Source organism: Marinoscillum sp. 108 (genome assembly GCF_902506655.1).
GTDB lineage: Bacteria > Bacteroidota > Bacteroidia > Cytophagales > Cyclobacteriaceae > Marinoscillum > Marinoscillum luteum.
On sequence record NZ_LR734817.1, the window covers coordinates 328,912 to 354,344 of the forward strand.

The 25,433-nt window shown below is 46.8% G+C and carries 22 protein-coding genes; 7 read left to right on the top strand and 15 right to left on the bottom strand.

Features of this window, described 5'->3' with window-relative positions:
* The first annotated feature begins 92 nt into the window (after positions 1 to 92).
* The 3 genes from GV030_RS18760 to GV030_RS18770 all read left to right on the top strand — a co-directional run bounded on the left by GV030_RS18760 (position 93) and on the right by GV030_RS18770 (position 2,198).
* A complete protein-coding gene (locus tag GV030_RS18760; RefSeq protein WP_159584895.1) occupies positions 93 to 1,271 on the top strand; it encodes a DUF1624 domain-containing protein in 1,179 nt (392 codons plus the stop codon).
* A 263-nt stretch (positions 1,272 to 1,534) separates the two neighbouring features.
* Entirely contained in the window at positions 1,535 to 1,774 is a 240-nt protein-coding gene (locus GV030_RS18765; protein ID WP_159584896.1) for a hypothetical protein, read from the top strand.
* Positions 1,758 to 2,198, top strand: coding sequence for a hypothetical protein (locus GV030_RS18770; protein WP_159584897.1), 441 nt, complete (start codon positions 1,758 to 1,760; stop codon positions 2,196 to 2,198). The genes GV030_RS18765 and GV030_RS18770 overlap by 17 nt, the downstream gene beginning before the upstream one ends.
* A gap of 297 nt (positions 2,199 to 2,495) precedes the next feature.
* Here the strand turns inward: GV030_RS18770 and GV030_RS18775 are convergent, their stop codons facing one another.
* The 4 genes from GV030_RS18775 to GV030_RS18790 form a co-directional block, all read right to left on the bottom strand.
* Positions 2,496 to 3,176, bottom strand: coding sequence for an SCO family protein (locus GV030_RS18775; RefSeq protein ID WP_159584898.1), 681 nt, complete (start codon positions 3,174 to 3,176; stop codon positions 2,496 to 2,498).
* Positions 3,130 to 3,768, bottom strand: coding sequence for a toxin-antitoxin system YwqK family antitoxin (locus GV030_RS18780; protein ID WP_159584899.1), 639 nt, complete (start codon positions 3,766 to 3,768; stop codon positions 3,130 to 3,132). The genes GV030_RS18775 and GV030_RS18780 overlap by 47 nt, the downstream gene beginning before the upstream one ends.
* A gap of 15 nt (positions 3,769 to 3,783) precedes the next feature.
* Positions 3,784 to 4,629, bottom strand: a complete 846-nt coding sequence (locus GV030_RS18785; RefSeq protein ID WP_159584900.1) for a YHYH protein — start codon at positions 4,627 to 4,629, stop codon at positions 3,784 to 3,786.
* 431 nt (positions 4,630 to 5,060) lie between these two features.
* Positions 5,061 to 7,334, bottom strand: a complete 2,274-nt coding sequence (locus GV030_RS18790; protein ID WP_159584901.1) for a patatin-like phospholipase family protein — start codon at positions 7,332 to 7,334, stop codon at positions 5,061 to 5,063.
* A 59-nt stretch (positions 7,335 to 7,393) separates the two neighbouring features.
* Here GV030_RS18790 and GV030_RS18795 point away from each other — a divergent pair, with 59 nt between their 5' ends.
* Complete coding sequence (locus GV030_RS18795) at positions 7,394 to 8,221, top strand: alpha/beta hydrolase (protein WP_159584902.1); 828 nt, start codon at positions 7,394 to 7,396, stop codon at positions 8,219 to 8,221.
* Here the strand turns inward: GV030_RS18795 and GV030_RS18800 are convergent.
* From GV030_RS18800 to GV030_RS18840, 9 genes are all read right to left on the bottom strand, one after another.
* Positions 8,218 to 8,658, bottom strand: a complete 441-nt coding sequence (locus tag GV030_RS18800; protein ID WP_159584903.1) for a hypothetical protein — start codon at positions 8,656 to 8,658, stop codon at positions 8,218 to 8,220. The genes GV030_RS18795 and GV030_RS18800 overlap by 4 nt on opposite strands.
* 92 nt (positions 8,659 to 8,750) lie before the next feature.
* Entirely contained in the window at positions 8,751 to 10,631 is a 1,881-nt protein-coding gene (locus tag GV030_RS18805; protein WP_159584904.1) for an ATP-binding protein, read from the bottom strand.
* Positions 10,632 to 10,701: 70 nt separating this feature from the next.
* On the bottom strand, positions 10,702 to 12,339 hold the full coding sequence (gene glgP / locus GV030_RS18810; protein WP_159584905.1) for an alpha-glucan family phosphorylase: 1,638 nt from the start codon (positions 12,337 to 12,339) through the stop codon (positions 10,702 to 10,704).
* 129 nt (positions 12,340 to 12,468) lie between these two features.
* Complete coding sequence (locus GV030_RS18815) at positions 12,469 to 13,473, bottom strand: succinylglutamate desuccinylase/aspartoacylase family protein (RefSeq protein WP_255465561.1); 1,005 nt, start codon at positions 13,471 to 13,473, stop codon at positions 12,469 to 12,471.
* A complete protein-coding gene (locus GV030_RS18820) occupies positions 13,434 to 14,165 on the bottom strand; it encodes an N-formylglutamate amidohydrolase (RefSeq protein ID WP_221413412.1) in 732 nt (243 codons plus the stop codon). The genes GV030_RS18815 and GV030_RS18820 overlap by 40 nt, the downstream gene beginning before the upstream one ends.
* Positions 14,162 to 15,403 (bottom strand): glutamate-cysteine ligase family protein, encoded by a 1,242-nt coding sequence (locus tag GV030_RS18825; protein ID WP_159584907.1) that lies wholly within the window; start codon positions 15,401 to 15,403, stop codon positions 14,162 to 14,164. Before GV030_RS18825 ends, GV030_RS18820 begins: the two co-directional genes overlap by 4 nt.
* A 5-nt stretch (positions 15,404 to 15,408) precedes the next feature.
* A complete protein-coding gene (locus GV030_RS18830; protein ID WP_159584908.1) occupies positions 15,409 to 16,857 on the bottom strand; it encodes a RimK family protein in 1,449 nt (482 codons plus the stop codon).
* On the bottom strand, positions 16,847 to 17,578 hold the full coding sequence (locus GV030_RS18835) for a C39 family peptidase (RefSeq protein ID WP_255465562.1): 732 nt from the start codon (positions 17,576 to 17,578) through the stop codon (positions 16,847 to 16,849). Before GV030_RS18835 ends, GV030_RS18830 begins: the two co-directional genes overlap by 11 nt.
* 4 nt (positions 17,579 to 17,582) lie before the next feature.
* On the bottom strand, positions 17,583 to 18,911 hold the full coding sequence (locus GV030_RS18840; RefSeq protein ID WP_255465563.1) for an NAD(P)/FAD-dependent oxidoreductase: 1,329 nt from the start codon (positions 18,909 to 18,911) through the stop codon (positions 17,583 to 17,585).
* A gap of 134 nt (positions 18,912 to 19,045) precedes the next feature.
* On the opposite strand from GV030_RS18840, the gene GV030_RS18845 reads away from it, so the two are divergent.
* Both GV030_RS18845 and GV030_RS18850 read left to right on the top strand, forming a co-directional pair.
* The gene (locus GV030_RS18845) at positions 19,046 to 20,341 is read left to right on the top strand and encodes an MFS transporter (RefSeq protein ID WP_159584909.1); all 1,296 of its coding nucleotides are present in this window, start codon (positions 19,046 to 19,048) and stop codon (positions 20,339 to 20,341) included.
* Complete coding sequence (locus tag GV030_RS18850; RefSeq protein ID WP_159584910.1) at positions 20,328 to 20,771, top strand: type I restriction enzyme HsdR N-terminal domain-containing protein; 444 nt, start codon at positions 20,328 to 20,330, stop codon at positions 20,769 to 20,771. Before GV030_RS18845 ends, GV030_RS18850 begins: the two co-directional genes overlap by 14 nt.
* A 54-nt stretch (positions 20,772 to 20,825) precedes the next feature.
* On the opposite strand, the gene ald is transcribed toward GV030_RS18850, so the two are convergent.
* Positions 20,826 to 21,938 carry an alanine dehydrogenase gene (ald, locus tag GV030_RS18855; protein ID WP_159584911.1) on the bottom strand — a complete coding sequence of 371 codons (1,113 nt, stop codon included), beginning with the start codon at positions 21,936 to 21,938 and terminating at the stop codon, positions 20,826 to 20,828.
* A 276-nt stretch (positions 21,939 to 22,214) separates the two neighbouring features.
* Between ald and GV030_RS18860 the strand changes: the two genes are divergently transcribed.
* On the top strand, positions 22,215 to 24,620 hold the full coding sequence (locus GV030_RS18860; RefSeq protein ID WP_159584912.1) for a thiamine pyrophosphate-dependent enzyme: 2,406 nt from the start codon (positions 22,215 to 22,217) through the stop codon (positions 24,618 to 24,620).
* A gap of 16 nt (positions 24,621 to 24,636) precedes the next feature.
* Here GV030_RS18860 and GV030_RS18865 read toward each other — a convergent pair whose 3' ends face one another.
* Positions 24,637 to 25,386, bottom strand: coding sequence for a hypothetical protein (locus tag GV030_RS18865; protein WP_159584913.1), 750 nt, complete (start codon positions 25,384 to 25,386; stop codon positions 24,637 to 24,639).
* Positions 25,387 to 25,433 lie beyond the last annotated feature (47 nt).

The window sequence follows — 25,433 nt, forward strand, 5'->3', positions numbered from 1 at the left end:
GTGCAGATGCACCCACCCCTGTTATTCGGGTGGATAGACAAAAGGCTTGGTTGCCGAATTTTGTTTCTTTAATTTGAGAGCAAATTACACCTATGACCGCCACACCTATCCACTCAAGAATCACCTCTATTGATCTGCTCAGGGGAGTCGTTATTGTACTGATGGCACTTGATCATGTGAGGGACTACTTTCATTACGACGCTTTTTTCTACGATCCCACGGACCTTACCCAGACCAACGGAGCCATTTTTTTCACGCGATTCATCACGCATTTTTGCGCCCCGGTCTTCGTCTTTTTGGCGGGCACCTCGGCCTTTTTGGTGGGTGAGCGCAGAGGCAAAAAAGTGCTTTCCGGCTGGCTGATTAAGCGTGGTGCCTGGCTGATCATTGCTGAGATTACCATTATCAAGCTGGGCTGGTTTTTCCAGTTAGACTTTTCCTTGATCGTGCTACAGGTCATCTGGGTGCTAGGAATCTCCATGGTCTTCCTGGCAGGTATTATTCACCTGCCCCGGAAACTCACAATTGCCCTCTGTCTGCTGGTGGTCTTCGGGCACGATGCCTTTAATAGCTTCCAGCCTTCAGAAAGCTGGAGTGGCGTCTGGTCCTTCCTGCATGTTTTTTCGATTGTCCCCGTGGGTTCGGTAGCCATTTTTGTGGGCTATCCCATGATCCCGTGGATCTTCGTGATGCCACTGGGCTACTATCTGGGGCAGCTCTACACTCCCGGCACGGACCCGGAATACCGTATAGCCAAACTCCGGCAGATCGGGCTTGGTGCCTTTCTACTTTTTGTGATCATCAGGTTCACCAACCTCTATGGCGATCCCGTCATCTGGACCGTACAGAAAAACCTGGGGCTCACCATTATGTCGTTTTTCAACGTCTCCAAATACCCCCCATCGCTGCTTTATCTGCTGGTGACGCTGGGGCCGGCCATCTACCTCCTCTCCCTGGCCGAAAGGTGGAAGGGAACCCTGGCCAGCTACATGGTGACCGTAGGCCGGGTACCTATGTTTTATTACATCATTCACATCTACATCATTCACATCGGTGGGGCGATTGCCGCCATGCTCACCGGCTTCTCGTTTTCTGATATGGTGATCAATGTGTGGGTCACCGAGGAGCCACAGCTGGACGGCTATGGCTTTGGACTGTGGGTGGTGTATGCCCTATGGCTGCTGCTGATTGTGGGGCTGTACCCTGTGTGCAAGTGGTACTATCAGTACAAGCAAAACCACCGGAACCAATGGTGGCTGAGTTATTTGTAGGGGATGCTGATGTTAAGATTATGTACTTAATATGGCAGAGTTCGTGTATGAATGCCAGAATGATTCAAGCCATATTTAAGAGTTACCACTGGCTTTGGCACGTGTCTCTAGACTTTTTTAATATCTTCAATCGATCAATTTTGTACAACATTTTAAGAAGTGAAACTGATTAGGAGGAGTTTCTTTTTGCATTTCAATAACAAATAGGCTCTCTTTGCGTTTTCAAGAACGATTGACTACATTTAATCGTTGATCAACATACCATGCCAGAAGTCTTAAAACGTATATTTTTTGCAATGAATGGCGCTTTTCTTCCAAAGGATGGATATATAGACGAATCGTTGCAAGAGTTTCAGGATTACGTTTATTCCGATCTTGAAATGAGTCACCCAATTGAAGATCGCATTAACATGAAACAAGATGTTAATAATGTGCGATCTGATTTTAGAAAATCACTGAAACAGTACAAAGAAGAACATACTGAGAATGGCAAAACATCATAGACAAACTAAACAGTCGAATGTTGTTGGTCGCCATGGGCAGGGTGTTTCCTATGAGCATCAGGAAAGCATTGATGACAGTTTATTGCCCGAAGCAACAGAGTTAGCAAGTCTAAAAGAACTAGATCCTGATGTGATGTCTTGGGTTAAGGAGAGAACCGCCAAGGAACAAGACGCACGACTGGATTTTAACGACCGAAAGATGGGTCTTCTCGAAAGGGGCCAAAGAATGAGTTATAGAGTTGACCTATTAGCCATTTTAGCTTCGTTTACAATCACAATGTCTGGAATGGTCTTTTCGTATTTCCTTGTTCAAGCTAATCAGATAATTACAGGAAGTGTTTTTGCAGGTGCAACCATCTTGTTTGCAGCCAATTCTTTTTTAAATTTCAGAAAGAAAAACAGTGGAAATACTTCAACTAAGTAGTTTCACTCAATGAGAAGCTTTTAGTTCAGATTCCTAATTATATTTCTCCCCACAGCACCGGGTATACTCCCTACGGAATTTCATCCCTTAGTGTACATACCTCTCTCCTAAGCATCTTTCACCCCTTCCTGGCCACTTAGGAACCTCCCCACAGCATCCGGCCCCCTTCCCACACAAAACCATGGTATTCCCCATACGTCAGGCAAGTCAATTGCAAATGCATCGCTTTTCCATCTGTCATGGTTGAGCTCCGTCGAACCACCAGACAGATGGTGGAAGGAGCGACCTGCCGGCTGTTTACAGCAATGTTTGGATGTCCTCAATCATCCGGGCCATTTCCAGCGGGATGGTACCATTGTAGACCCCTCTGATACGCCGCTGCTGATCCACTAAAATAACCTTCTCGGTGTGCAAAAAATCAGCCTCCACGGTCACCGTTTTACCAAACCCCTCATCAGCGAAGTAGGACTCCCTGGCCAGGGAATAGATCTCCTGTTTGTCACCCGTCAGCAGGTGCCACTGGTCACTCTGGATGTCATTCAGCTCAGCATATACCTGCAGCCGCTCCACGGTATCCGCCCAGGGCATCACCGTATGCGAAAGGATAAGCACCTCACTCGCCTCGAATGCCTCCTGTACCCTCAGGAGGTTTTTGGACATCCGGGGACAAACACTCGGACAAAGCGTGAAAAAGAAATTGGCGACATACACCTTTCCATCGGTCAGCGCATTGGTCACCGTGTCCCCCTGCTGGTCTACAAACTGAAAAGGAGCAACGGTGTGAATGGTCTTGTAGTCAGGCGTACCCGCCTCCACCCACACGGGTGTAAAAGTGGCTTCATTGAAAAACGGGAGCGGAATTTCCGCTACTTCCTTCCTGGCTGTCGGCTGACATGCTGATCCCGCCAGGATCAAGCTGAGCAGTGCCAGGTTAGTTCTCAACACCTTTGTAAGGGTCAATTTCTTCTTTTTCTCCATCTATTTTTGTGCATCTTTTAATTCCCATCAAACCATAGCGCTTCCCATTTTCACGGATCACGTAGTTGGCCCGTATCTTACCATCGCTTCTCCATATTTTCTGAGGACCAAACGGTCGCCCATCCTGGTAGTTTAGGTCCTGAAAAAGGCTGCCATCGGGGTACCATTCTTTGTGATTGCCCACGCTCTTGCCCTGATCAAAGTGATAAAGAAACTTCATTTGTCCATCCTCATACCAGGCCATATGCGCCCCATGTTTTTGGCCATCCCGATAGGGTCTTTTGAACCTGAGGGCTCCGCTGGCGTAATACGCTAGTATTTCCCCCTCCAGTCTCCCCTCAAAGTACCCCTGTCGCAGTATCACCTGGCCTTCCGAGTCCAGGTCCAGCAGATAACCGGAATAGGGCACCTCACGATACAGTAGCACACCGGATGAATCCTTCCGCAGCCCTTCATGCGTACTGACGAGCTGAGTGTTGGGGATTTGCTTCTCAGCAGCCCCCACCACCGCTCCATCATGCTCCTCACCCCCTTCGTACCAGGAGAGGGCAAGAAACAAACTACATAAAAGAAACAGGAAAAGTACTCGCATTTTAGCTTGCTGTTTTTACTTGGTAATCGTGCCGGGTGTCCCAAAATAGCCATCACCATTGATCCATGGAAGCTCATCTGTGATGTGGTAATGATAGATGCCATCAGGGAATTCGGCAGTTGCCGAAATATGCCCATGGTAGTCATCCAGGTCAGCATTGGTCAGTCTCTTGCCTCCCTCCACAGGTCCGTACACGGGAAATCCATCCAACAACAGCCCCAGAAAGGCATCATCACTGATGGTCTCGGTCAGCCAGATGGGCTCTAAGTGGTAATGGTAATCCCCAGACTGTGCCGGATGACCCTCATACTGATCAAAGGTATTGAGCTCCTCCAGGATATCATCTCCGGGCCCAGCATTCTGATTATAAAAGGCCACACTGTTGACCGCCACACCCATGGGTCCAAAATCAGTCGCTTCTTTATTGGTCGCTTCCTCGGGAAATCGGGGCAGCGTGTAGACAAAATTTTGAATCTCAATACTGTTCGGGTTTTTCTTAAAATCTGGATTATTCGGTTCATCATAGTCTTCATACAATGAATTGTTGGGTGAGTAATACATACTCTTGTGATCCGGCTGATCACTGGATGAAATAATCACATGATCGTCGGTAACGGTAACCGACACAGCGCTGGTGTGGTAAAATTTGGAGGCGAGTATGCTGATATCCACTTTGGTTTCTTCCTCCTCCTCTTCCTCCTCTTCTTCCTCTTCTTTATTTTCCTCTTCTTCCTCTTCCTCCTCCAGTTGCTCTTCCGGATCAGGTTCGTCTACCGGGGACTCATCACAAGCCACAGTGAAGGTCAAAAAGCCCATCAGGAGCAGCATGGCCAGTTGTTTCATAAGGTCTCTTACACTCATAGTAATATTCATTTAAATCAAACCAATGAAGGGTATCCCTCCTTTGGAAGATACAACGGGGAACCCTGCGTTAACCCTACCCCGCTATTCATACTTGTGGGAAAAACATGACCATTGTTTAGAGATTGACTTTTCGCGAGGCGAGAATATTTTATATCTTAACCCGAACTGATTGGCTACTTACCCTTCATTTTCTTTGCTTGCCCAAAGAAAACGAAGCAAAAGAAAAGGCACCAACGCAAAAAATCATTTTGACTCACCGTTTCAGACATTTTTTAAACAACTTTCTGGAGTCAAAATGATTCACACTTGCCTTGGATGCCCCTCCCTCCTTTGCGTCCTAACTTTTCTGAATACAAAGTGGATTAATTGGTTTAGCAAAACATAACCATATAGTGGTGCCCACACAAATATCGCTTGATTTATAACCATCACTCTACGAGTATTTCCCTGAGCTTCATCAATGCCTTCTGATTGTTGGGTAGCTCGATGTTTTGAATGATGTTCTGCTTCTCTCTGGTGGTCAAATGCCAGCTCAGCGAGGCCCTTTCCAGCTGCTTTCGTTCCAGCTCCTTTGAGGTCACAAGGTACTGCTCGCTAATGTTCGTATAGGTGTTGTACTCGATCTCCACCACATTCACTGGCAGGTGCAGCCAGGTGCTCAAACCCTCTATTTTAGATTCATTGTTGATGTCCTGAATGTTCCCCAGGTTGTTGTAAACACTGGCAATGGGGTAAGTCAGCTTGTCCACGAGCGATGAATTGGTTCTGGGCTCAATCGGGGCATTTTTACGGGTATCCCGGATGATGAGCAGCGTGATCCCACTGGTGTTTTCCTCCAGCCATTTTCTGAAAACATAGATAAACCGTGAGGCATCCCCCACCCCAAAGTTGTCGGAAATCCCCGCATCCATGATCTCAATGGGCGGATGGCTGGGAAGGGACACGGTGGGGGTAATGTAGGGAAAGGAAGCTGACATCCTGAGTGCCGTGAGAAAACTCAGGTCATTGGCTCCATGACCGCTAAAAAGCTGATTGAAATCTACTCCACGGATCTTATAGTCGTTATCGCGTAGCTCCTCATTGTTGATGTTCATAAAGGAAACGGAATGAGGGGAAATGTAAAGCTTGCGCCCATCATTGGCTATGACAGGTGACATCAGCATCAGTGGTATCAGCCCCTCGGCCTCCGGCCCCTCATAGTCGATCAGCCTTTTGTCAAAGACCCTACCCAAATTATTATTGAGGTTCTCTTCAAACACCACTCCCCTGTCCTTGAGGTACTTTCTTCCGGCGTACTCATAAGACCTCACCCTGAAAAAAGCGTCATTCACAAGCAGTGAAAAAATAATTGCGTTCAGGTTGTCGCGCCCCATTCTGGCCAGCTGCTCTGGTTCTGAAGGAATGGCCTGTTTTCTTTTGCGCATCAGCTCCAACTCACGGTAATACGCCGCACCAATCATCCCGCCTGAAGCTCCCGTAATCAGCGCAGTTTTGTCCATGATGGGGCTCCCAATGGTACTATCGATCTTCTGAAGGGCATTCACCGCCCACAAAGCAGCCCGCTGCCCGCCGCCACTCACACACAGAAACACCATTTGTGGTTGATCACTGTCCTGTTTTGCTTTCCAATTTTCCAGAACCTCTATCATCCTGAGACTATCCGCGGCAAACACTTCCTGACTATTCATCGCATTCAGTTTACTGAGCGAGTACGTCACCTTGGGGGAATCGTAGCTCAATCCACGCGCCTGATACTCTCCTTTGATCACACCCCATCGCACCAGCATATTCACCAACAGAAACAGGCCAAAAACAAAAGCCAGGCCCCAACCTCGCAGCCAGTAGGAAAAAGCTCCGATGAGCATCACCAAAAAGGAAAAAAGCAAAAGTGAACTGGCAGCCGCCGGAATCTGGAAATAGGGATTGTCCATGAAGGTGCCCAAAAACAGAATGAGAAAAATCACCGCCAGTTCAATCACCACCGAATTGAAGTGATTCTGATCAAAAACCTTTAAAACGGCTTCTTTATCATAGAAGTCCTGCAAATTCTTGCAGCTCATGACCCTCAGCTTCAGATCCAGGTAAGAATGCACCGTATACCTTCGCTCTCTGGTTTCGGTGAGCTTGTTCATCATCCGCTCCCGGCTGATTTTAGCCTTCCTGAGGCGTTTGTCCACAGACCCGGCCAGGTATTTGAAAATGTCTTTATTGGTAAACCTGAAGTAGATGAAAAAGACCGAAAGCATGCTGGCAATCCCCAGCAGCAGCCCCAGGAGATCCATGATGACATTGGTGGCTCCGGCAAATTCGTTGTTCACCTGAAACCGGACGATCAGCACAACATATACCACGAATGCAATGAGCGGAATCAGGCTGTTATTCACCGAAAACTTGGCAAAAGGGCGCTCCAGTATACCCACGAAGGTAAAACGGTGGCTGTCCAGAATATAACAGGTGATGTGGTAAGCCATGGTAAAGTTGCCAAAAGCCAGACCTACCAGAAAAAAACTCCAAAACCCAACCTTGTTCATGTATTCAGGATCCAGATACAAATAATGGATGCCATAAATCTTACCAATGCCCCCTCCCAGGGTAGCGATAAAGAGGATCCACAGTATGACCAGGGCGAGATTTCTCCTGATGTGATGAAAAACTAATTGTACAGGAAAGGAATAGATGAATGAGTTAAACTTTTCTCGCATAATCGGGGCACCCTATTTGATCCAGATAATTTATATAAATTCGGCTTCAAAGATTGAGAATGGATAGCGAAACAGAATATTTTTTAAGCCAGGACGGCCTTAGACTTTATTATCGCCACTGGGATTGCGAGCATCCCAGCAAAATGCTCTGCATCATTCATGGACTGGGTGAGCACAGCAATCGGCATCAGGAATTGGCCACCTTCCTCAATTCACAAGGGATTACCGTGTTTGCCATGGACCTGCGTGGCCACGGACTTTCACATGGCAAGCGGGGCCACGCCCGAAGCTATCCACTTCTGCTCAGCGATATAGAAGAACTTCTGAAAACTGCCCGCGCGGAGTACACCGAGCTCCCCATGTACCTGCTGGGACAAAGTATGGGTGGCAATCTGGTGGCTAACTATGTACTGAAAATGAACACCACCGAGCTGTCAGGTTTTGTGCTCACCAGTCCCTGGTTTCGTTTGGCCTTCGAGCCCCCCAAATGGAAAGTGACTCTGGGTAAATTGGTCTCTGGCATCCTCCCCGCACTCACACAGCCCAACGACCTGAATGCCGCTGATCTTAGTAGGGATCCGGTAGTGATAGAAGCCTACGATCATGACCCATTGGTGCACCGGGTAATTTCCGCCGGATTGTTCACATCGGCCACTGCCGCTGGCGAAGAGGCGCTTCAGCGGGCTTCGGAGGTGAAAATCAAAGGACTGGTCATTCATGGGAATGCAGATCCGATTGTTAGCTGGAAAGCATCCAAAACCTATGCAGAAACTAATGAACTCCTGACATGGACGGAACTGGATGGAGTCTTACATGAGCCCTTTCAGGATTTGGGCAAGGAGGAAGTGATGCAGCAGGTAGCTAAGTGGATTTTGGCGGAAGCCTAAGACAGAGATTTGACTTTCAGAATATCCTGAGAACGCTTCTGATCCAGCAGCTGGTACTCAAGCTCCTCTTTACCCATGAAGTAGACTTCCGTGAAGTCCCCTTCAAATCCTTTGACACGGATGTGAAAGTAAAAAGAGTTAAGCTTATGAATGTATCCCCCGTGCACATTGGGTTTCTGATAAAGAAAACCACTCACACCAGAAAGAATATGGTCTTTGGTCACACGATCCTGTATGATCATCAAAAGGCCTTCTTCCTGCTCTGAGAGCATCGCCCGAAATACGAACTCCTGTCCTTCCAGGCTAAAAAGCACCTTTACAATGATGTGATTTAATCTCACTACCTCCACATAGGTTCTCACCACTCTGCGTGAGGCAGAATAGACCATGTTTCCAAGGTATTTTCCCGAAAGTTTCGAGGCGAGATTTTGTTCCATTAGCAGATAATATCCAAACCAAAGTTAGAATTCCGCCAAAGACAACCTAATTACGAACAATGAACCGGTAAAAACGACGAATGGATGGGAATTTATGAATCCGAACCAAGGGGCAGGAATATTCTGAATCTGGCCCCTTTGCCCGGAGCACTATACACCTCTATTTTCCCCTTGTGCTCCTCTATGATCCGGTATGAAATGGATAAGCCCAGGCCGGTGCCTTCACCTACCTCCTTAGTGGTGAAGAAGGGATCAAAAATTTTGTTGATATGCTCTATGGCGATCCCATGCCCGGTATCCGACAGCTCTATGACCACATGCCCATCTTTTCTTTTGGTCTTCACTGTGATTACCCCTTCATGGGCGATAGCCTGAATGGCATTATTCAGAATGTTCAAGAACACCTGGCTCAGTTGCTGGGGATTGCACAAAATATCGGGTAACTCCCCAAAGTCCAACTCCAGGCGAATTCTGTCTTTGAGGTGATGGCGAACAAGGTTAATGGTTGATTTGAGTGAATCATTGACATCACAATACACTTTTTTGGCGCCTTCTGGCAGCGAAAAAGTATTGAGGTCGTTCATCAGGGTCTTCACTCTGTCAGCCCCTTCATTTACCCCTTCCAGCAGAGAATCCAACTCATCAAAAAGCAACTCAAAATTCTGCGTTTCAACGACGGGGCTTTGTTCATGGTGGTTATTGTTCAGGCTGATAAGAAATTCTTTCAACTCTCCCAGGTCCCTTCTAATTGGCCCAATATTACCCGCCACATAATTAATGGGGTTATTGATCTCGTGGGCAAGGCCCGCCGTAAGCTGGCCAAGTGAAGCCATTTTCTCGGATTCTATCAGGCGCATCTGGGTAGCACGCAACCTATTGAGGGTCTGCTGCAACTCATGGTTGGCCTCCAGTAGCTTAAACTCCGTCTGCTTCAGGTTAGTGATATCATTGTGTACGCCTAGCAGGTACTTTTCGGCACCTATCTGCATCCTGCGCTTGCTGAGAAAAAGCCATTTTTCGGAGCCATCCGGGTATTTATGCAATGACTCCTCCTCCACTGTTTTATTATTGGCCAGAATTTCCACATCCTCCGCTGCAAATTTTTCAGCATCCTCAGCATTCTGATGTGTTTCCGCTATCGTTCGCCCGATAAACTCTTCTATTTTCAACCCAAAAGAATCAGCCATGGCCTGATTCACAAGCACATATTTGCTCTGGGCATCCCTGACAAAAATGAGATTGGGCAAATTATCAATGATCTTTTGAAAAAATTCTGATTGTTCTTCCAGCTGAGCGGTTCGCTGTCTCACAAGCTCCTCCAGCTGGTCTTTGTAATTTTCCAATTCCTGCTCGGCCTGAATGCGATCCGTCACGTCAAAAACGTTGCTCGTAAGCCCCACGACGTTATCATGATCGTCATACACAGGATTAAAAATCTGAGTATAGTACCGATGATTATACAGGCTGGTGACAGAAAAGTGTTCACCATTAAGTGCTCTTTTGAAATTTCTAACCGTACGCTCTCTGATCTCGTCTGGCAAAAGATCTACGATATAGGCTCCTTCCTCCGCATGCGCATGAAAATATAACCGCATTTCCTTCTGATGGAGGGAGTTGAACCCGGTATAGCACATATCCCTATCCAGGGAAAAAATGCTCACATACTCAGGACTTTCAATGTAAGAGGTAAGACGCGCCGAATAAGTTTCCAGTTTCTCCTCCACTTTTCTTTTCTCCTGCAGATACTCCGAAAGCAATTGCTGAAAGTGCCAATAAAGCACCAAAAGCAACACTGCAGCAACAGCAGACGCCACCAAAAGCGCATTTCTAAAGAATTGGAGTTCATCGGAAATACCCGTGCCTGCTGAACTCCGCACAATGGATCCCATCCAAACCGCAAACAACGGAAGAGTGATCATAAGGACTCCTCCTACAATGTAGATCACCAGGTTTCGTTTCCGTGCAGGACTCATTTCACTTGAAAATAAGTGAAAAAACCGTCTCAGAGAAATCTATTTTCGTCTAAAACGAACTTACCCCGGATTAATAAAGCTCTTTGAAGTACTGAGCAGCCATTCTGTTACTCCCAAATTCTGGCAATACATCCTTCATTCCATTCACCACTATGTCGTGCCATGTATCAGGTTTTCCATAATAAGTAGGGATCACCCTACTTTCCAGAATATGGTATAGGCTTTCCTGATCCTGCTGATCCTGACCCTCCATATCCAGCTTCAGGTCAGCCGGTGGTATCACAAAACTGTTCTTACCATCTTTGGCAAACTCCGGAATCCAGCCATCATACGTAGAAAGATTCACTGACCCATTCATGGCAGCAGTCATACCGCTGGTACCAGAGGCCTCCCGGGTCACTCTTGGATTATTGAGCCAAATGTCCGAGCCTAGTTTCAGCAGCCTGGAGAGCTCTAACTCATACCCCACCAATACGGCTACATTGCTTCGGTATTTACTGAAAAAATGAAGTCTGTTGAAGGTATCTATCGCATCCTGATCTTTGGGGTAGGGCTTGCCCGCCCAGATGACTTGGATCGGTTTTTTGGTATTGCTCAGCATCTTCTCAAACCTGGCCTCATCACTCAGGAGCAAATCGGCACGCTTATACCCGGCAAACCTACGCGCCCACACGATGGTGAGCACCTCAGGATCAAACAACTTGCCAGTCTGATCGGCCACCTCTTTGAAAAGCTGAGTCTTTAGTTCTTTTTTACGGTTGACAAAGGCAACCTTATCCCCGCTTTCTGCCGCAGCAGCCAGTGCTTCATCCTGCCAGTATTTTTGATTCTGAGCATTGGTGATCGGGATAATCTCGCTGATGCCCTCATACCCCTTCCACATATCCTGCGAGACCTTCGCGTGCAGTTTGGATACGGCATTGGATCGATTGGCCAGCCTCAGAGCCGCCACTGTATAGCTGAGCATTCCGTCATTGACTGTTTGCGTTTCCAGCTCCTCCGCCGAAAGGTGCCTGCCGAAAAAGCCCATTTTATTCAGAAAATCACCGCTACGCTCCTCGTTTCCAGCCTTCTCTGGTGTGTGCGTGGTAAACGCAAAATGCTCTCTGGTGTAGCCCTTGTCTTTCAGGTAATAAAATGCCGGAAGACCATGCCCCTCATTGAGGTGGTAGACATCAGCGCCGCCCAGTTCCTCCACTACCTTGGCACCCCCTATTCCCAAAACGATGCTTTGAGATATTCTGGTCAGGTCATTGGCGTCATAAAGCCTGTCTGTAATGGTGCGGGAAAGGTGGTCATTCTCCGGTACGTCTGTGCTGAGAAAGTACATAGGCACAGTACCAAATGTTTCTGGCTTCAACACATAGGCTCTCACATGTACATTGGCATTGTCCAATACCTGTATTTTCACCTGGATCCCGGTATCCTCCAGGTACGGATAGTACTTCTCTATGGATTTGACCTCCAATGAACCATCCACTGCCCGGCTCTGATCATAATATCCATATTTCCAGAGCATGCCGATCCCGATCATATTCTGGCGCAGTTCGTAGGCACTGCGCATATGAGAGCCCGCCAAAAACCCGAGACCACCTGAGTAGATTTTCAAGGCCTGATCGATGGCAAACTCCATACTGAAATAGGCCACTTTTTTACTGTACTTCTTATCCGGTTTATAGGGATGAAACCACTTGTTATATTCAGTCATTTGTCTAAAATCTTATGCTAAAGGGCTCGAAAATAAGATTTTAAACCACAACTCAAATACAAAAAGGAATACATTTTTTATACAAACGTTTTCAATCAGGGCTCCCTACTGAAGTGGGTGTCCCGGGCATCAATTCCCCACATGAAAGAGGGCATCCCCCCTGTTGATCACCGGGTGATTATTCACAGCAATGATGTACCCTTCGAGCGGAGATTTAATTTTTACCTGGTACGTACCGTAAGGATCGCATACTTCGCCCAGTATTTCCTTGGGAATTATTTTAGATCCGTTTCGCACGAATGAATAGTGCAAACCAGCCGATTTGGCGCGAACCCATGTGGATTTATTGATCAGAATGGTTTCCCGCTCAGGCTTTGGTGCTGAGTCCTTCATTTTGAGGTGTTTCATTACCCGCTGCATCCCGCTGATGCCTTCATCAATGGCACTCTTTCGCAAACGCAGCGACTCACCACCTTCATAGACCAATATTCTTTTACCGTGCTTAAAGGCCTCTTTTCTGAGGGATTTTTCACGATAAGGAGAGTTGAGAATAAACCTGGTACCAAATGCCTGTGCCAGCTCAAGGTTCTGTGCATCGTCTGTCTGCACCCTCACCTGTGGGGAATTATTGATGCGGGCACCTCCTGTATGAAAGTCCACCCCATAATCTATATGAGGGATGATCTCCTGCATCATAAAATGCGCCACCTGACTGGCCAATGAGCCCGTTTTGGAGCCCGGAAACGACCGGTTGATGTCCTTACCATCGGGTACATCTCTGGAAAAATTGATAAACCCGTAAATGTTAATAATGGGTATGCAAATCACCGTGCCGGCATCTACTTTGTAAAGTTTCTCACGGATAATCCGGCGCATGATCTCCACTCCGTTGATCTCATCGCCGTGCATTCCTGCCAGTAGCATAAGCGTGGGGCCTTCTTTGGGCGCCCGGTAAACAATAATCGGGATGTCAATCAGTGTACCGGATGGAAGTTTGGCAATATTAACATCGATCTTTTTGGTCTTCCCAACAGGAATCTCCACCCCGGCTATGCGCATACTTTTGTTGTTTGGCTGATAAAAACGAAATGAAGTTACAAATACTTTTGATCCATGTCCAAATCTGAACGCCATAGAGCGAGTGTCTGACAAAAACTCTCGGAAATATCAGCCCCAAACCCATCTTGCATTTGGTCAGCATATGCCTGACTCACCTCCAACTCCAGACCCAAATACTGTGCTCCTAAAAACCGGGTGCGCAAATACGTGGTAAATCCGTCATCCGCTCCGGCATAGGGCTCATTATCCCTAATCACGAGCTGTGGCCTTATCCTTCTCAACTCTTCCTGCCATTTCAGGCAGAAGCCGGCCTCTGAGGTTCGGGTTGTATCGAACAAAAGACCCACTTCCACTTCTCTTTTCTGACCAAAAAAAACAGGCGTAAAACTGTGTACCGAAAGATGTACCACCTGATGACCCTGGTCAATGAGGTGGGAGATTTGGGCTTCCACTCCCTCCCTGTAGGGCTGGTAAAATGTGCACTTCAATTGCTCCTTTTCCTCCTCAGATAACCCACCAGAATACCTGGAAAATAGCTGAGGGTGATCCAGTGACCTATTCACCTCAATGAGTAAGCGAGAATAATCATAGGTGGTCAACGGTACTTTCAACTGGCCCGAAATAATTCGGGCCAGATCCAGTGCGCCGGGGTCCCAACCAAGATGGGTTTGAAGATCTGTGTGCGCCTCAGAGAATATGCCCCGGTACCGGGGAGGTATCTGATTACTTGCATGCTCGCAGGTAATCAGAGCTGTCACCTTATTCATGGAATGAAAAGCTGATCCTGATGAAGGCATTGTGCCAGTTTGGAGTAGGTCTCTTTTAGCTTCTCTTCAGAGAAATCTCCATTCAGTGCCGTCATGATTCTTTCCGCAAGGGTCCCCTGAGCATTGAGTTGATTCAGGGTTTCCAGCCATGGCATCAGATACTCCGGCAACGCCTGACTGACCTTCTGTATGGCATCTGCCCAAAACTGCCTGCCGGTCACGGGCTGATCATAGCCCCACGCACTGAGGTAGGTCGGGTCCTGAATGAGCGCAGCACTCCCTGACTTCACACAGCTTTTGAAGACATCATACAGATCCTCCGTTTCAAACGTTTCCTGCACATCAAAGCGCACCAGTTTTTCTCGCACCAAAAGCTTGACCAAACCAGTCACCAAAGCCACCACAGCCAGATCTGCGCTTACACACTCCTGGATGTCGATGATTCTGATCTCAATGGCTCCCCGGTCAAACCTGGCCATAGCGCCCCTTGAATTCAGCCAAACCGGCTTCAGAATATGATCAGTATCGAATGGCTTGATCGCCGCTGCTATGCGATCATAAACATGCTTTTGATAGGCATATTTGCTGAATAATTTCTCAGGAATCACCTTACCTGTAAGCACGGGAATCTTGGACTGGTTCTTTTCGTAATAGTACAGTCGCTTGTCCATGTAGCCTGTAAACTTCCTATCCAAAACAGGACTGGCAGCCGTGAGGGCCGGGATCATGGGCATCATAAACCTGATGGCTGTGTGCAATCTGGCAAACTCCTCGTCATCGTAAAACGGCAAGTTGATATGGGTACTTTGCAGGTTGGACCAACCATGCCCTCTGCAGCTGAAAATGCGATCATAAGCCTGGTAAATCTCCTGGCTTTCATGCTCCCATAGCTTGGTCTCCTTAGCGGGATTCATCCAGGGGTGAGCCGCCGATGGCATCAGCATGGCTCCGTTGGTAACCAGCTGACGATTGATGGCTCTCACGTCCAGTACAAACTTATCTCTCAGTGCTACCAGGTCGCCGGTAGGGCCATTGGACTTCAACTCAATGACGTGGCTCACGAGCTCATTGCTCCAGGCCGTGAGTCCGTGATCCATTTCCCCTTCTACTTCACCTTCTGCATTGCGAAGCAACACGTCGGCGATAGGCCTTACATCCAGGGATGATTGATCGGTGATCATGTATTCGAGTTCTACGCCGTAGCCCTCGAACAAGTGGAGGCGGGATGTTTTTTCCATGGTTCTTAAACCAATCGGTTCATAAATTCCTGCATGATCGTTTGGTAAAGCTGGTGTTTGAGTACCGCATCTTCCACACCTTCATCCAGGTTGGGGTTATCGTTGATTTCTATGATATAAAATTTCTTACCTCTTTGTTTGATGTCCACTCCGTAAAGTCCATTCCCGATAAGAGAAGTAGCTTTCACAGCCAGATCAATCAAAGCTTTCGGTGCATCCTCCACAGCAATGGTATCTGCGTCCCCCTCATCCGGTGTATCTGATCCCTTCCAATTCACAATTTGCCAATGATCTGCCGCCATGTAATACCTGCAGACATACAGGGGCTTTTTATTGAGCACCCCCACCCGCCAATCAAAATCAGTGGGGATAAACTCCTGCCCAATGACCAACTCGGAGGTTTGGAAGAAGTCTTTCAGCACTTTAATCAGCTCGGCTTCATTCTTCGCCTTTTTCACCCCTTTGGAAAAAGAACCATCGGGTTGCTTCAGGATGATCGGATATTCGAACGCTGAAGCATTGATTTGGCTCATTTTATCCTTCTTGATGATGTAATAAGCGGGTGTAGGAATGCTGTGTGCCCGGAGCAACTCACTAAGGTATACCTTGTTGGTACAACGCAAGATCGATTCCGGATCATCCATCACCACCAGTCCTTCGGAGGCTGCTTTTTTGGCAAACTTGAAGGTATGGTGGTTCACATTGGTGGTTTCGCGAATGAACAAAGCATCGTACTGAATGAGCTTAGCAAAGTCGTTTTTGGTGATCAAGTCCACATTGAACCCCACTTTTTCTCCGGCCTTCACAAAGTTCTGAATGGCCTTTTTATTGGATGGAGGGGTCTCCTCCTCTGGGTTGATCAAAATGGCCAGGTCGTATTTCTTGCGGCTGTATTGCTTGTTCAATTTGTTTTTTCCCTGGAGGTATTCGTCCAGCGCTGTACGCAAGAGTCCTTTTTGATCTTCAGGCAGTTCACTCAGGTTCAATGGTTTTAGCTGAGTGAGCATCCATTTGTCCTTTTTGGTGAAGCAAGCCTTCAGTATGGGCACCTGAAAAAGATTGAACAGCAAGGTGCTGATCCTGGCAAACTGTGGCTGGTACACCTGCCCCAAACAAATAATGAGATCCAGCTTATCACCGGTTTGTTTTTTCAGGCTCTGCTGTATGATGTCGTCAAAGTCTTCTGCATCTTCCCTCACCAATGCCGGAAATCGGAAATCCTGCAGGGTGGTGATCTGTGGCATCACCTTGTGGCCACGTGCCTCCGCCAGGAGGGACACATAATATCCCACACTCTGATATTGATAACTCTTGCAGAGGTTGACCACTTTATATTTTCGCGACTTCTGATAAATATCGGTGGAGAAGTAATCACTCGGTGAAATCAATTCTACATCATCCGGCAGGTCCTTCCACTCGTCCTGTCGTTCTGTTACTATCAGTTTATAAGCCATTGTGCTTGGGAGATAAAATCAATAAGTTAGCATCATAGGTGACAATTCCTAATAAAATGGAGTTAATCAGCCGCTGAAGTGATACACGATAATGTTGGGTGTCGCTGATGGGATTGGCTTCCAATGGATCAGCAATGTGCGCTACCCTATTCACCGGATCGTAACCATACACCACCACAAAATGGCCTGTAGGCTCCCCTTTCACGTCATGATATTCATTGATGGCACCGATCTCCCTGGAACAGTTATAGAGATAGGTAGCACTCAGCCCGGTCAGTATAGGCTTGTTTTCATTCAAAAGCCTCTTGATGAGCTTGGTATTCAACTCCTCAAATTTGATTTCTCCGCCAAGCTTCAAAAACTTGAGGTAGGCATTGGCTGCCACATGAAAGCCCTTCGCCGTTTTATAAATTTTCTGCTCTTCCAGCTTGGCACGAATATCCACACCCGAACTAAACCAGGTAGGATCAAACATGTGGAGGTTGTAAGTATACAATGTGGCTTGATACCCTCTGGCCAGGGCATGATTTCCCAGCATGACCGCCAAAGTACCACCGCTCTTCAGGGTTTTTACCTCTGAAATGACCGTATCCAAGGGCATAGGGTCATTAAAGTATTGATAAACTGCCTGAAGGCAGGTTGGCCCACATGTTTCGTCGTTGGGCTGTGCGTGGATGTCCAAACTTAAAGTCCTGGCATCCAATTCGGGGTTTTTGATCAACGCTTCAAACGTCTTCTAAATCCTTATTGATAATCAACCGATTTCCTCGGTTGTAAGTAAAATAATTCCATACCCAATTTAAGAAAACCAAAAATTTTCTTCTCAACCCAATAATGGAGAACAGGTGTACGAACATCCAGACAAACCATCCGAAAAAACCTCCAAACGTAATGTTCAAAGGAGCATCTACCACTGCCCTATTTCGCCCTACGGTAGCCATGGTGCCTTTATCCACATATTTGAAAGGCTTCATCGGCTCTTTATTGAATAACCGCTTCAGGTTTTCACCCAGAAGGTGAGCCTGCTGGATCGCTACGGGGGCCAGTTGAGGCAGCCCTTTTGGATATTCTTCATCTACCTGCATGGCCACATCTCCCACCGCATAGATAAATTCATGTCCTTTCACCAGGTTGAATTTATCCACCAGAATACGTCCTTTCTCCACAGCACCTTCTCTCAATCCGGGGATGGTGTTCCCTTTGACACCCGCTGCCCATATTAAGCAGTTGGTCTTGATGCTGGTGCCATCACTGAGGTAGGCTGTTTCGCCATCATACTTCTCCACTAGCTTTCCATACTGTACATTCACCCCAAAATGAGTGAGGTATTTAGCAGCCTTTCGTCCGGACTTATCAGACATGGGTGGCAGTACCCTATCCGCACCCTCTATGAGGTGTATTTTCATTTTTGTAAAATCAATCTCCGGGTAGTCCAAAGGCAACACGTGCTTCTGAAGCTCACCGATGGCCCCGGCCAGCTCCACCCCCGTAGGACCCGCACCCACTATGACGATGTTCATAAACTTTTCCAATGCCTCGTCTTCTGCTTCGTCCAATTGCAGCGCTTCTTCAAAGTTGGCAATGAGTTTGGTTCTCAGCTCAATGGCATCACTCATCTCACGGAGTTTGAAGGCCTTTTTCTCCAGGAGTTTATTACCAAAGAAATTGGTGGTGGCACCGGAAGCAATTACCAGAATGTCATATTTTAAAAACCCGAGATTGGTTTCTATCTTCTTTTCATCCGCATGGATTTGAGTAACCTTGGCCATTCGGAAATGGAAGTTTTTGTGATCCTGAAGAAACTCCCTGAGCGGGCTGGAGATGTCCCCGGGACTTAGTCCCGCCGTGGCTACCTGATAGAGCAGCGGGATAAAGGTGTGATGGTTGTGCTTATCTACCATCACGATCTGCACTTTTTGCTTGCTCAGTTTCCGTACCAGCTCGATGCCCGCAAAGCCTCCTCCTATGATCACCACACGGGTCATGTCCGTCCATGGTATTCTTTCAGTGATTTTATTCCTTCTTTGAACGGGTGCTTCGGTCAATTCTTCCACTTTGCCTTTTGTTTTATTAATCAGATCAGGTTAAATCTTATTAACCTTGCCATTATTAAACACGCAAAATTACAACGAGATTCATAGAAGAATGGACACCCGGAATGACGATATTTTTAAAATAATTTTCAGACATGGAAAGCAGTAAAAAAGTAGTGAATTCCTGGTGCATGTATGACTGGGCCAACTCGGTATACAACCTGGTGATCAACACCTCTATTTTCCCGATTTACTACACGGCGGTCACTGCCAATGAAGCCAACTCTGATAAGGTGAGCTTCTTCGGGTTTGAAATGATCAATTCCGTCCTTTATAGCTATGCACTCTCCCTTTCTTACCTACTATCGGCGCTCATTCTTCCCCTTCTCTCAGGGATAGCCGACTATACTGGGGAGAAGAAGAAGTACCTGCGGATTTTCACCACGCTCGGTGCCATCGCCTGCATGGGCATGTTCTTTTTCACCTCCGATACCCTGGAGTGGGGTATTATCTGTGTGCTTCTGGCCAGTCTGGGTTATAGCTCAGGTCTGGTGTTTTACGATGCCTACCTGCCAGAGATAGCTCCAGCCAGCATGACAGACCGGATCAGTGCCCGGGGCTATTCCTTTGGGTATGCGGGCAGTGCGCTCATGCTTATCCTCAGTCTTATTCTCATTACTTTCTATGAGTCTTTTGGTTTTGCCAATAAGGGTGACGCAACGCGTACGGTATTTTTGCTTGTAGGGCTATGGTGGATTGGGTTTGCACAGATTCCACTCAAGCACCTGCCTGCCAATGTTTTTAATCGAAAGCCCACCGGAAGAATCCTTCTCAATGGCTACCTGGAACTCAAAAAAGTCCTTTTGGCCCTGAAGCACCAGCCCAATATCAAGAAGTACCTTCTCTCCTTCTTTTTCTTCAATATGGGCGTGCAAACGATCATGCTTCTGGCCACACTTTTTGGTACAAAAGAGCTGAAACTCGGATCCGGAGAGCTCATTCCAGTGATCTTGATCATTCAGTTTGTGGCCATAGGAGGAGCGACGCTCTTTGCCAGAATATCCGATAGAAAGGGGAATATTTTCTCACTCAGTCTGATGATCTTTATCTGGGTTGGCATTTGCGTATTTGCATACACCATTACCTCGGTCAATGAATTTTATATTGTTGCCGTGCTCGTTGGTTTGGTGATGGGGGGAATTCAGGCACTTTCGAGGGCCACATTTTCCAAACTGATCCCTACTGACACCATGGATCATGCTTCATATTTCTCTTTCTTCGATGTGACCTTCCACATCAGCGTAGTCCTTGGCACCTTTAGCTATGGCTTTATCGAGCAGATCACCGGAAGCATGAGAAATAGTACACTCGCTCTTGCTTCTTATTTTGTCATTGGTTTTTTGCTCTTGATCTTTGTGAAAATGCCCAAAAACCAGCATGCAAAAACTTAACCTACCACCTAGTGACTTCAAGTTGAAAAGCGAGGAGGGTAATCAGTTTATTTTTGATATCGTCAGAAAAAAGTATCTGGTGCTCACCCCTGAAGAGTGGGTCAGACAACATTTTATTCACCTGATGGTGAATCATCTGGCCTACCCCAAGTCACTGATAAAAGTGGAAACAGGCCTGGCTTATTTCAAATCTGCCAAGCGAAGTGATATCATGCTTTGCAACCGGGAAGGCGGCAACTTCTTGCTGGTAGAGTGCAAAGCTGCTGACGTGAAAATAGATCGTAAGGCGCTCAATCAGGTGAGTGTTTACAACAAAGAATTAAAGGCCCGGTATGTGGCGCTAACCAACGGAATGGTTCATTTCATATGGGAATACAGGAGCGACGAGAATAAGTATTATCAGCTCAAAGAATTTCCGAAATTCGTATAAACAAAAAAAGGTGCCTGCAGGCACCCTTCTCTTCTATTAACCAAAGCTTTATTTCTATAAAAACTTCTCAGCTGGAGCAAAAGGGAGGTTAAAGGCTTTTGCTACCCCTTCATATACAATCTCTCCATTGATTACATTCAGCCCCAGGAGCAACTCTCTATTATCCTGACATGCTTTCTTCCATCCTTTATTGGCCAGCTGAATGGCGTAAGGAAGGGTTGCGTTGGTCAGCGCCAAAGTAGAAGTATAAGGCACAGCACCCGGCATGTTCGCCACACAGTAGTGTAGGATACCATCGATCACATAGGTTGGATCCTGGTGTGTGGTAGGTCTGCAGGTTTCGATACAGCCACCCTGATCTACAGCCACATCTACCAACACCGTACCCGGGTTCATCTCCTTCAGCATATCTCGCGTGATCAGATGAGGGGCTTTTGCACCTGGTATCAATACCGCACCTACGATGAGGTCGTGGTTCCTGATCAGTTCGCGAATGTTGAACTCATTGGACATGAAGGTATTCACATTGGCAGGCATCACATCATCCAGGTATCGCAATCTCGGCAGGCTCACATCCATGATGGTCACATCGGCGCCCATACCGGCAGCCATTTTAGCCGCATTGGTACCTACTACTCCACCACCGAGGATCAACACTTTGGCCGGACGAACACCAGGTACACCTCCCAGCAAAATACCCCTTCCGCCCATAGGCTTCTCCAGGTATTTGGCACCTTCCTGAATAGACATCCTTCCGGCTACCTCAGACATGGGCACCAAAAGGGGCAATGACCTGTCTGGTTTCTCTACAGTCTCATAAGCAAGACAAACCGCTCCACTCGCCATCATGGCCTTAGTCAGGGGTTCATATGAAGCAAAGTGAAAATAGGTGAATACCAATTGATCCTTCTTTATGAGCTTATACTCGGGCTCTATCGGCTCCTTTACTTTCATGATCATCTCAGCGATGGCATAAGTCTCCTCTATGGTAGGGAGTATGGTGGCTCCTGCCTCCTCATATTGCTCATCTGCAAATCCACTCCCCAAACCGGCAGTAGATTGTACATATATTTGATGTCCGTTTTTTGAAAGCTCAATGACACCTGCAGGGGTCACAGCCACTCTGTTTTCGTTGTTTTTAATCTCCTTTGGAACGCCGATAATCATAATTTTGAGTCAAATTTGGGTGTTTATTTAAGCAAAGATAAATGGCCCAAATCACAAATAATTAGCCGTTTTGAAATTCGATAGAAGCAATCACGCTTACATTCTTTATTGAAATAATATTCTGTTTAATCTCACAATTCGGAATATTATATTTTATGAAAACGATTAAACTCCTCCTTTCAGTAACTTTCTATCGTTATTTCAAAGAAAATTCCCGCTAATTTATTAAATTTGTGATAGTTCTTTTTCATTCTCATTTTTACCTAAATTCTCACTATGAGTTCCGTGAAAACCAGCAAGAAGACCAACCTGAAAAAAGCAGAAATACTCGCAGATTATGCACTGGCTATTGAAAGCCGTGAGGATAGTTTGATTGGGCGCAAGGAGGTCTTTATGGGGAAAGCCAAATTTGGAATCTTCGGTGATGGAAAAGAACTCGCACAAATAGCCGCTGCCAAATTCTTTCAAAATGGAGACTGGAGATCGGGATATTACCGCGATCAAACGTTCGTCATGGCCATAGGCCAGGTGACCTCTCAGCAGTTTTTTGCTCAACTCTATGCACATACGGATGTAGCTGCAGAGCCGGCTTCTGCCGGGCGGATGATGAACGGTCACTTCGGTACCCGATCCATTAACGCTAAAGGTGAGTGGCGCACCTTGACAGATATCAAAAACAGTAGTTCGGATATCTCTCCTACTGCCGCACAAATGCCTCGTCTGATTGGGCTCGGGTGGGCTTCCAAGCTTTACAGGAATAACCCAAACCTTAAAGATTTTAAAGATTTTTCCATCAATGGAAATGAGGTGGCTTTTGGCACGATCGGGAATGCCTCTACCTCTGAAGGACACTTTTTTGAGGCCATGAATGCGGCCGGGGTGCTACAAATCCCCATGGTCATGTCGGTATGGGATGATGGCTACGGCATCTCAGTACCGCAGAAATACCACACTACCAAGGAATCTATTTCCAAGGCACTGGCTGGCTTTCAGCGTACTGAAAACCAAACCGGCATAGAGATATTTACCGTAAAAGGATGGGATTATCCGGCGCTGGTAGAAACCTACCGCAAGGCCGTGAAACTAGCCAGGGAAGAACATATACCCTGTCTGGTACATGTGGAAGAACTCACCCAACCTCAGGGACATTCCACATCCGGTTCACATGAGCGCTATAAGCCCAAAGACCGATTGGAGTGGGAAAAGGGCCATGATTGCCTACTGAAGATGAGGAAGTGGATGGAGGAAGAAGGGATAGCAACCTCTGCAGAGTTGGACGCTTTGGAAAAAGAAGCCAGGGCCAAGGCCAAAAAGGCACGTGAAAACGCCTGGAAAGATTACATGAGTGAAATCAAGGAGGACCTAAATCAGGCGATAGAACTGATAGGTAAAGCTGCCCTGACTTCTAATAACAATAAGATTCTTCAGCAAATAAAAAATGACCTGAAAAGCTCTCTGAATGCGCTGAAGGCCGATATTGCAAAGGCTGTAAGAAAGAGCCTCAGGTACCTGACTGACAATGACTCTGAAGAAAAGAAGCGACTTCAGAACTGGCTGAAAGAGAAACAGGAGAAATACAGGGATGAATACAATTCCCATCTGTATAGTCAGTCTGCCGAATCGCCATTAAACACCGAAGCTGTAGCTCCCGTCTTTGGAGAAGACTCCAAACTGGTAGATGGTCGTGAGGTGGTTCAGGCCTGCTTCGACGCCCTTTTTGAGCGAGACCCAAGGGTAATCGCCTTTGGAGAAGATGTAGGGAGGATAGGCGACGTGAATCAGGGATTTGCAGGCCTACAGGAGAAATACGGAGAAATCAGGATTACCGACACTGGAATTCGCGAACTCACCATCATCGGGCAAGGCATCGGCGCCTCTCTGAGGGGGCTGAGGCCAATTGCTGAAATCCAGTACCTCGACTATTTGATTTACGCCCTCCAGACCCTATCAGATGACCTTGCCAGTCTTCATTACCGAATGAAAGGAGGCCAAAAGGCACCACTCATCATACGCACCAGAGGACATAGACTGGAAGGCGTATGGCACAGTGGCTCTCCCATGGGTATGATTATCAATTCGCTACGTGGCATACACGTACTGGTGCCTAGAAACATGACCCAGGCGGCTGGTTTTTACAACACTTTGATGGATTCCGATGATCCGGCTTTGATCATCGAGTCGCTCAATGGCTACCGTCTGAAGGAAAAAATGCCACAAAACATTGGTGAGATCAAGGTGCCGCTAGGAATTCCCGAAACCCTGCGTGAGGGCACCGACATCACATTGGTCACCTATGGCAGCATGTGCCGCATCGTGATGGATGCCGCTCAGCAGCTCAGTGAATTTGATATCTCATGTGAGGTCATCGACGTACAGACACTTCTCCCCTTTGACCGAAACAAGGACATAGTGGAGTCACTGAAGAAGACGAACAAAATTGCTTTCATTGATGAAGATGTACCGGGAGGTGCTTCGGCCTTTATGATGCAAAATGTACTGGAGCGCGATGGCGGATACTTCCATCTGGACTCAAAACCAATCACCATCACCGCTCAGGAACACAGGCCTGCATATGGTACGGATGGCGATTACTTCTCCAAACCCAGCACAGAAGATGTCTTCGAGAAAATCTACGCTTTGATGCATGAGATAAACCCTGAGCGATATAAGGCTATTTTATAGTTATCTTTTACCTCTACTAGTCCCGGCTGAGGGTGATTTTACTTAGGGTAAGATCTGGTGATTCTACCTCATTGCTTTTGTTGAGATCCCGGTCGTAGATGTAGAATTTGACCTTGAAAGTATCCGATCGGAGAATAATCGGAAAGCCCGCTGAGAGCATCGCATAACTAATGGTGCCGCTGAGCGATCGACCTATATTCTCCCGGTCAAAAATGGGAATACGTCCGTTAAAATCCACTACATCACAACTGGCATTACCAAATTCGGAAGCGAAATCTATTTTCGTATATGCACCATTTTTCTTCCTCAAAAACTGAATATGGAGATTGTTGTGATAAGGATTCTTTTGAATGTAAAAAGTATCGGTTCCTATATCTGTAAAGTTTCCCACCTGATAACTACTACAGTTGAAAGGGGGTCTGTTATCCGTTTCACTAAATGGAGTGACATTTCCAAGAGGATCTACCAGGTAAAGAGGTGGTACTACATCGGGATCTGAATATCGAACAATTGAATCCCTGGAGTCAATGACAATGTTAAAAGGATGATAAGGAGTGCGAATTTCATCTGCAGTGAGTCCAATATCTCCGTCCCCATCCTCAAACTCAAATTTCAACACCATGGAATCTCTGGCAGTCTCATAGTCAATGTACTGTAGGCTACTAAAGCGAATGTTTGGAACGTCTGGAAATTCTGGTGGAGGAAAACATCCACTGACCAGCAGTGTGACTAAAATTATAGATATTTGAGCTTTTCTCAGGTTCATACTCGTTAAAGACAAAACTATTATTTCTTTCCCTTATTGTGGATATA

Excerpts from the sequence above, each read along its gene's own strand:
- GV030_RS18825 (WP_159584907.1), bottom strand. The coding sequence starts at position 15,403 with ATGGAAAAAACATCCCGCCTCCACTTGTTCGAGGGCTACGGCGTAGAA.
- GV030_RS18850 (WP_159584910.1), top strand. The coding sequence starts at position 20,328 with ATGCAAAAACTTAACCTACCACCTAGTGACTTCAAGTTGAAAAGCGAG.
- glgP (WP_159584905.1), bottom strand. The coding sequence starts at position 12,339 with ATGACTGAATATAACAAGTGGTTTCATCCCTATAAACCGGATAAGAAG.
- GV030_RS18830 (WP_159584908.1), bottom strand. The coding sequence starts at position 16,857 with ATGGCTTATAAACTGATAGTAACAGAACGACAGGACGAGTGGAAGGAC.
- GV030_RS18845 (WP_159584909.1), top strand. The coding sequence starts at position 19,046 with ATGGAAAGCAGTAAAAAAGTAGTGAATTCCTGGTGCATGTATGACTGG.
- GV030_RS18760 (WP_159584895.1), top strand. The coding sequence starts at position 93 with ATGACCGCCACACCTATCCACTCAAGAATCACCTCTATTGATCTGCTC.
- GV030_RS18820 (WP_221413412.1), bottom strand. The coding sequence starts at position 14,165 with ATGAATAAGGTGACAGCTCTGATTACCTGCGAGCATGCAAGTAATCAG.
- GV030_RS18805 (WP_159584904.1), bottom strand. The coding sequence starts at position 10,631 with ATGAGTCCTGCACGGAAACGAAACCTGGTGATCTACATTGTAGGAGGA.
- GV030_RS18785 (WP_159584900.1), bottom strand. The coding sequence starts at position 4,629 with ATGAGTGTAAGAGACCTTATGAAACAACTGGCCATGCTGCTCCTGATG.
- GV030_RS18800 (WP_159584903.1), bottom strand. The coding sequence starts at position 8,658 with ATGGAACAAAATCTCGCCTCGAAACTTTCGGGAAAATACCTTGGAAAC.
- GV030_RS18780 (WP_159584899.1), bottom strand. The coding sequence starts at position 3,768 with ATGCGAGTACTTTTCCTGTTTCTTTTATGTAGTTTGTTTCTTGCCCTC.
- GV030_RS18770 (WP_159584897.1), top strand. The coding sequence starts at position 1,758 with ATGGCAAAACATCATAGACAAACTAAACAGTCGAATGTTGTTGGTCGC.
- ald (WP_159584911.1), bottom strand. The coding sequence starts at position 21,938 with ATGATTATCGGCGTTCCAAAGGAGATTAAAAACAACGAAAACAGAGTG.
- GV030_RS18860 (WP_159584912.1), top strand. The coding sequence starts at position 22,215 with ATGAGTTCCGTGAAAACCAGCAAGAAGACCAACCTGAAAAAAGCAGAA.
- GV030_RS18775 (WP_159584898.1), bottom strand. The coding sequence starts at position 3,176 with ATGGAGAAAAAGAAGAAATTGACCCTTACAAAGGTGTTGAGAACTAAC.
- GV030_RS18815 (WP_255465561.1), bottom strand. The coding sequence starts at position 13,473 with ATGGCGTTCAGATTTGGACATGGATCAAAAGTATTTGTAACTTCATTT.
- GV030_RS18765 (WP_159584896.1), top strand. The coding sequence starts at position 1,535 with ATGCCAGAAGTCTTAAAACGTATATTTTTTGCAATGAATGGCGCTTTT.
- GV030_RS18795 (WP_159584902.1), top strand. The coding sequence starts at position 7,394 with ATGGATAGCGAAACAGAATATTTTTTAAGCCAGGACGGCCTTAGACTT.
- GV030_RS18790 (WP_159584901.1), bottom strand. The coding sequence starts at position 7,334 with ATGCGAGAAAAGTTTAACTCATTCATCTATTCCTTTCCTGTACAATTA.
- GV030_RS18865 (WP_159584913.1), bottom strand. The coding sequence starts at position 25,386 with ATGAACCTGAGAAAAGCTCAAATATCTATAATTTTAGTCACACTGCTG.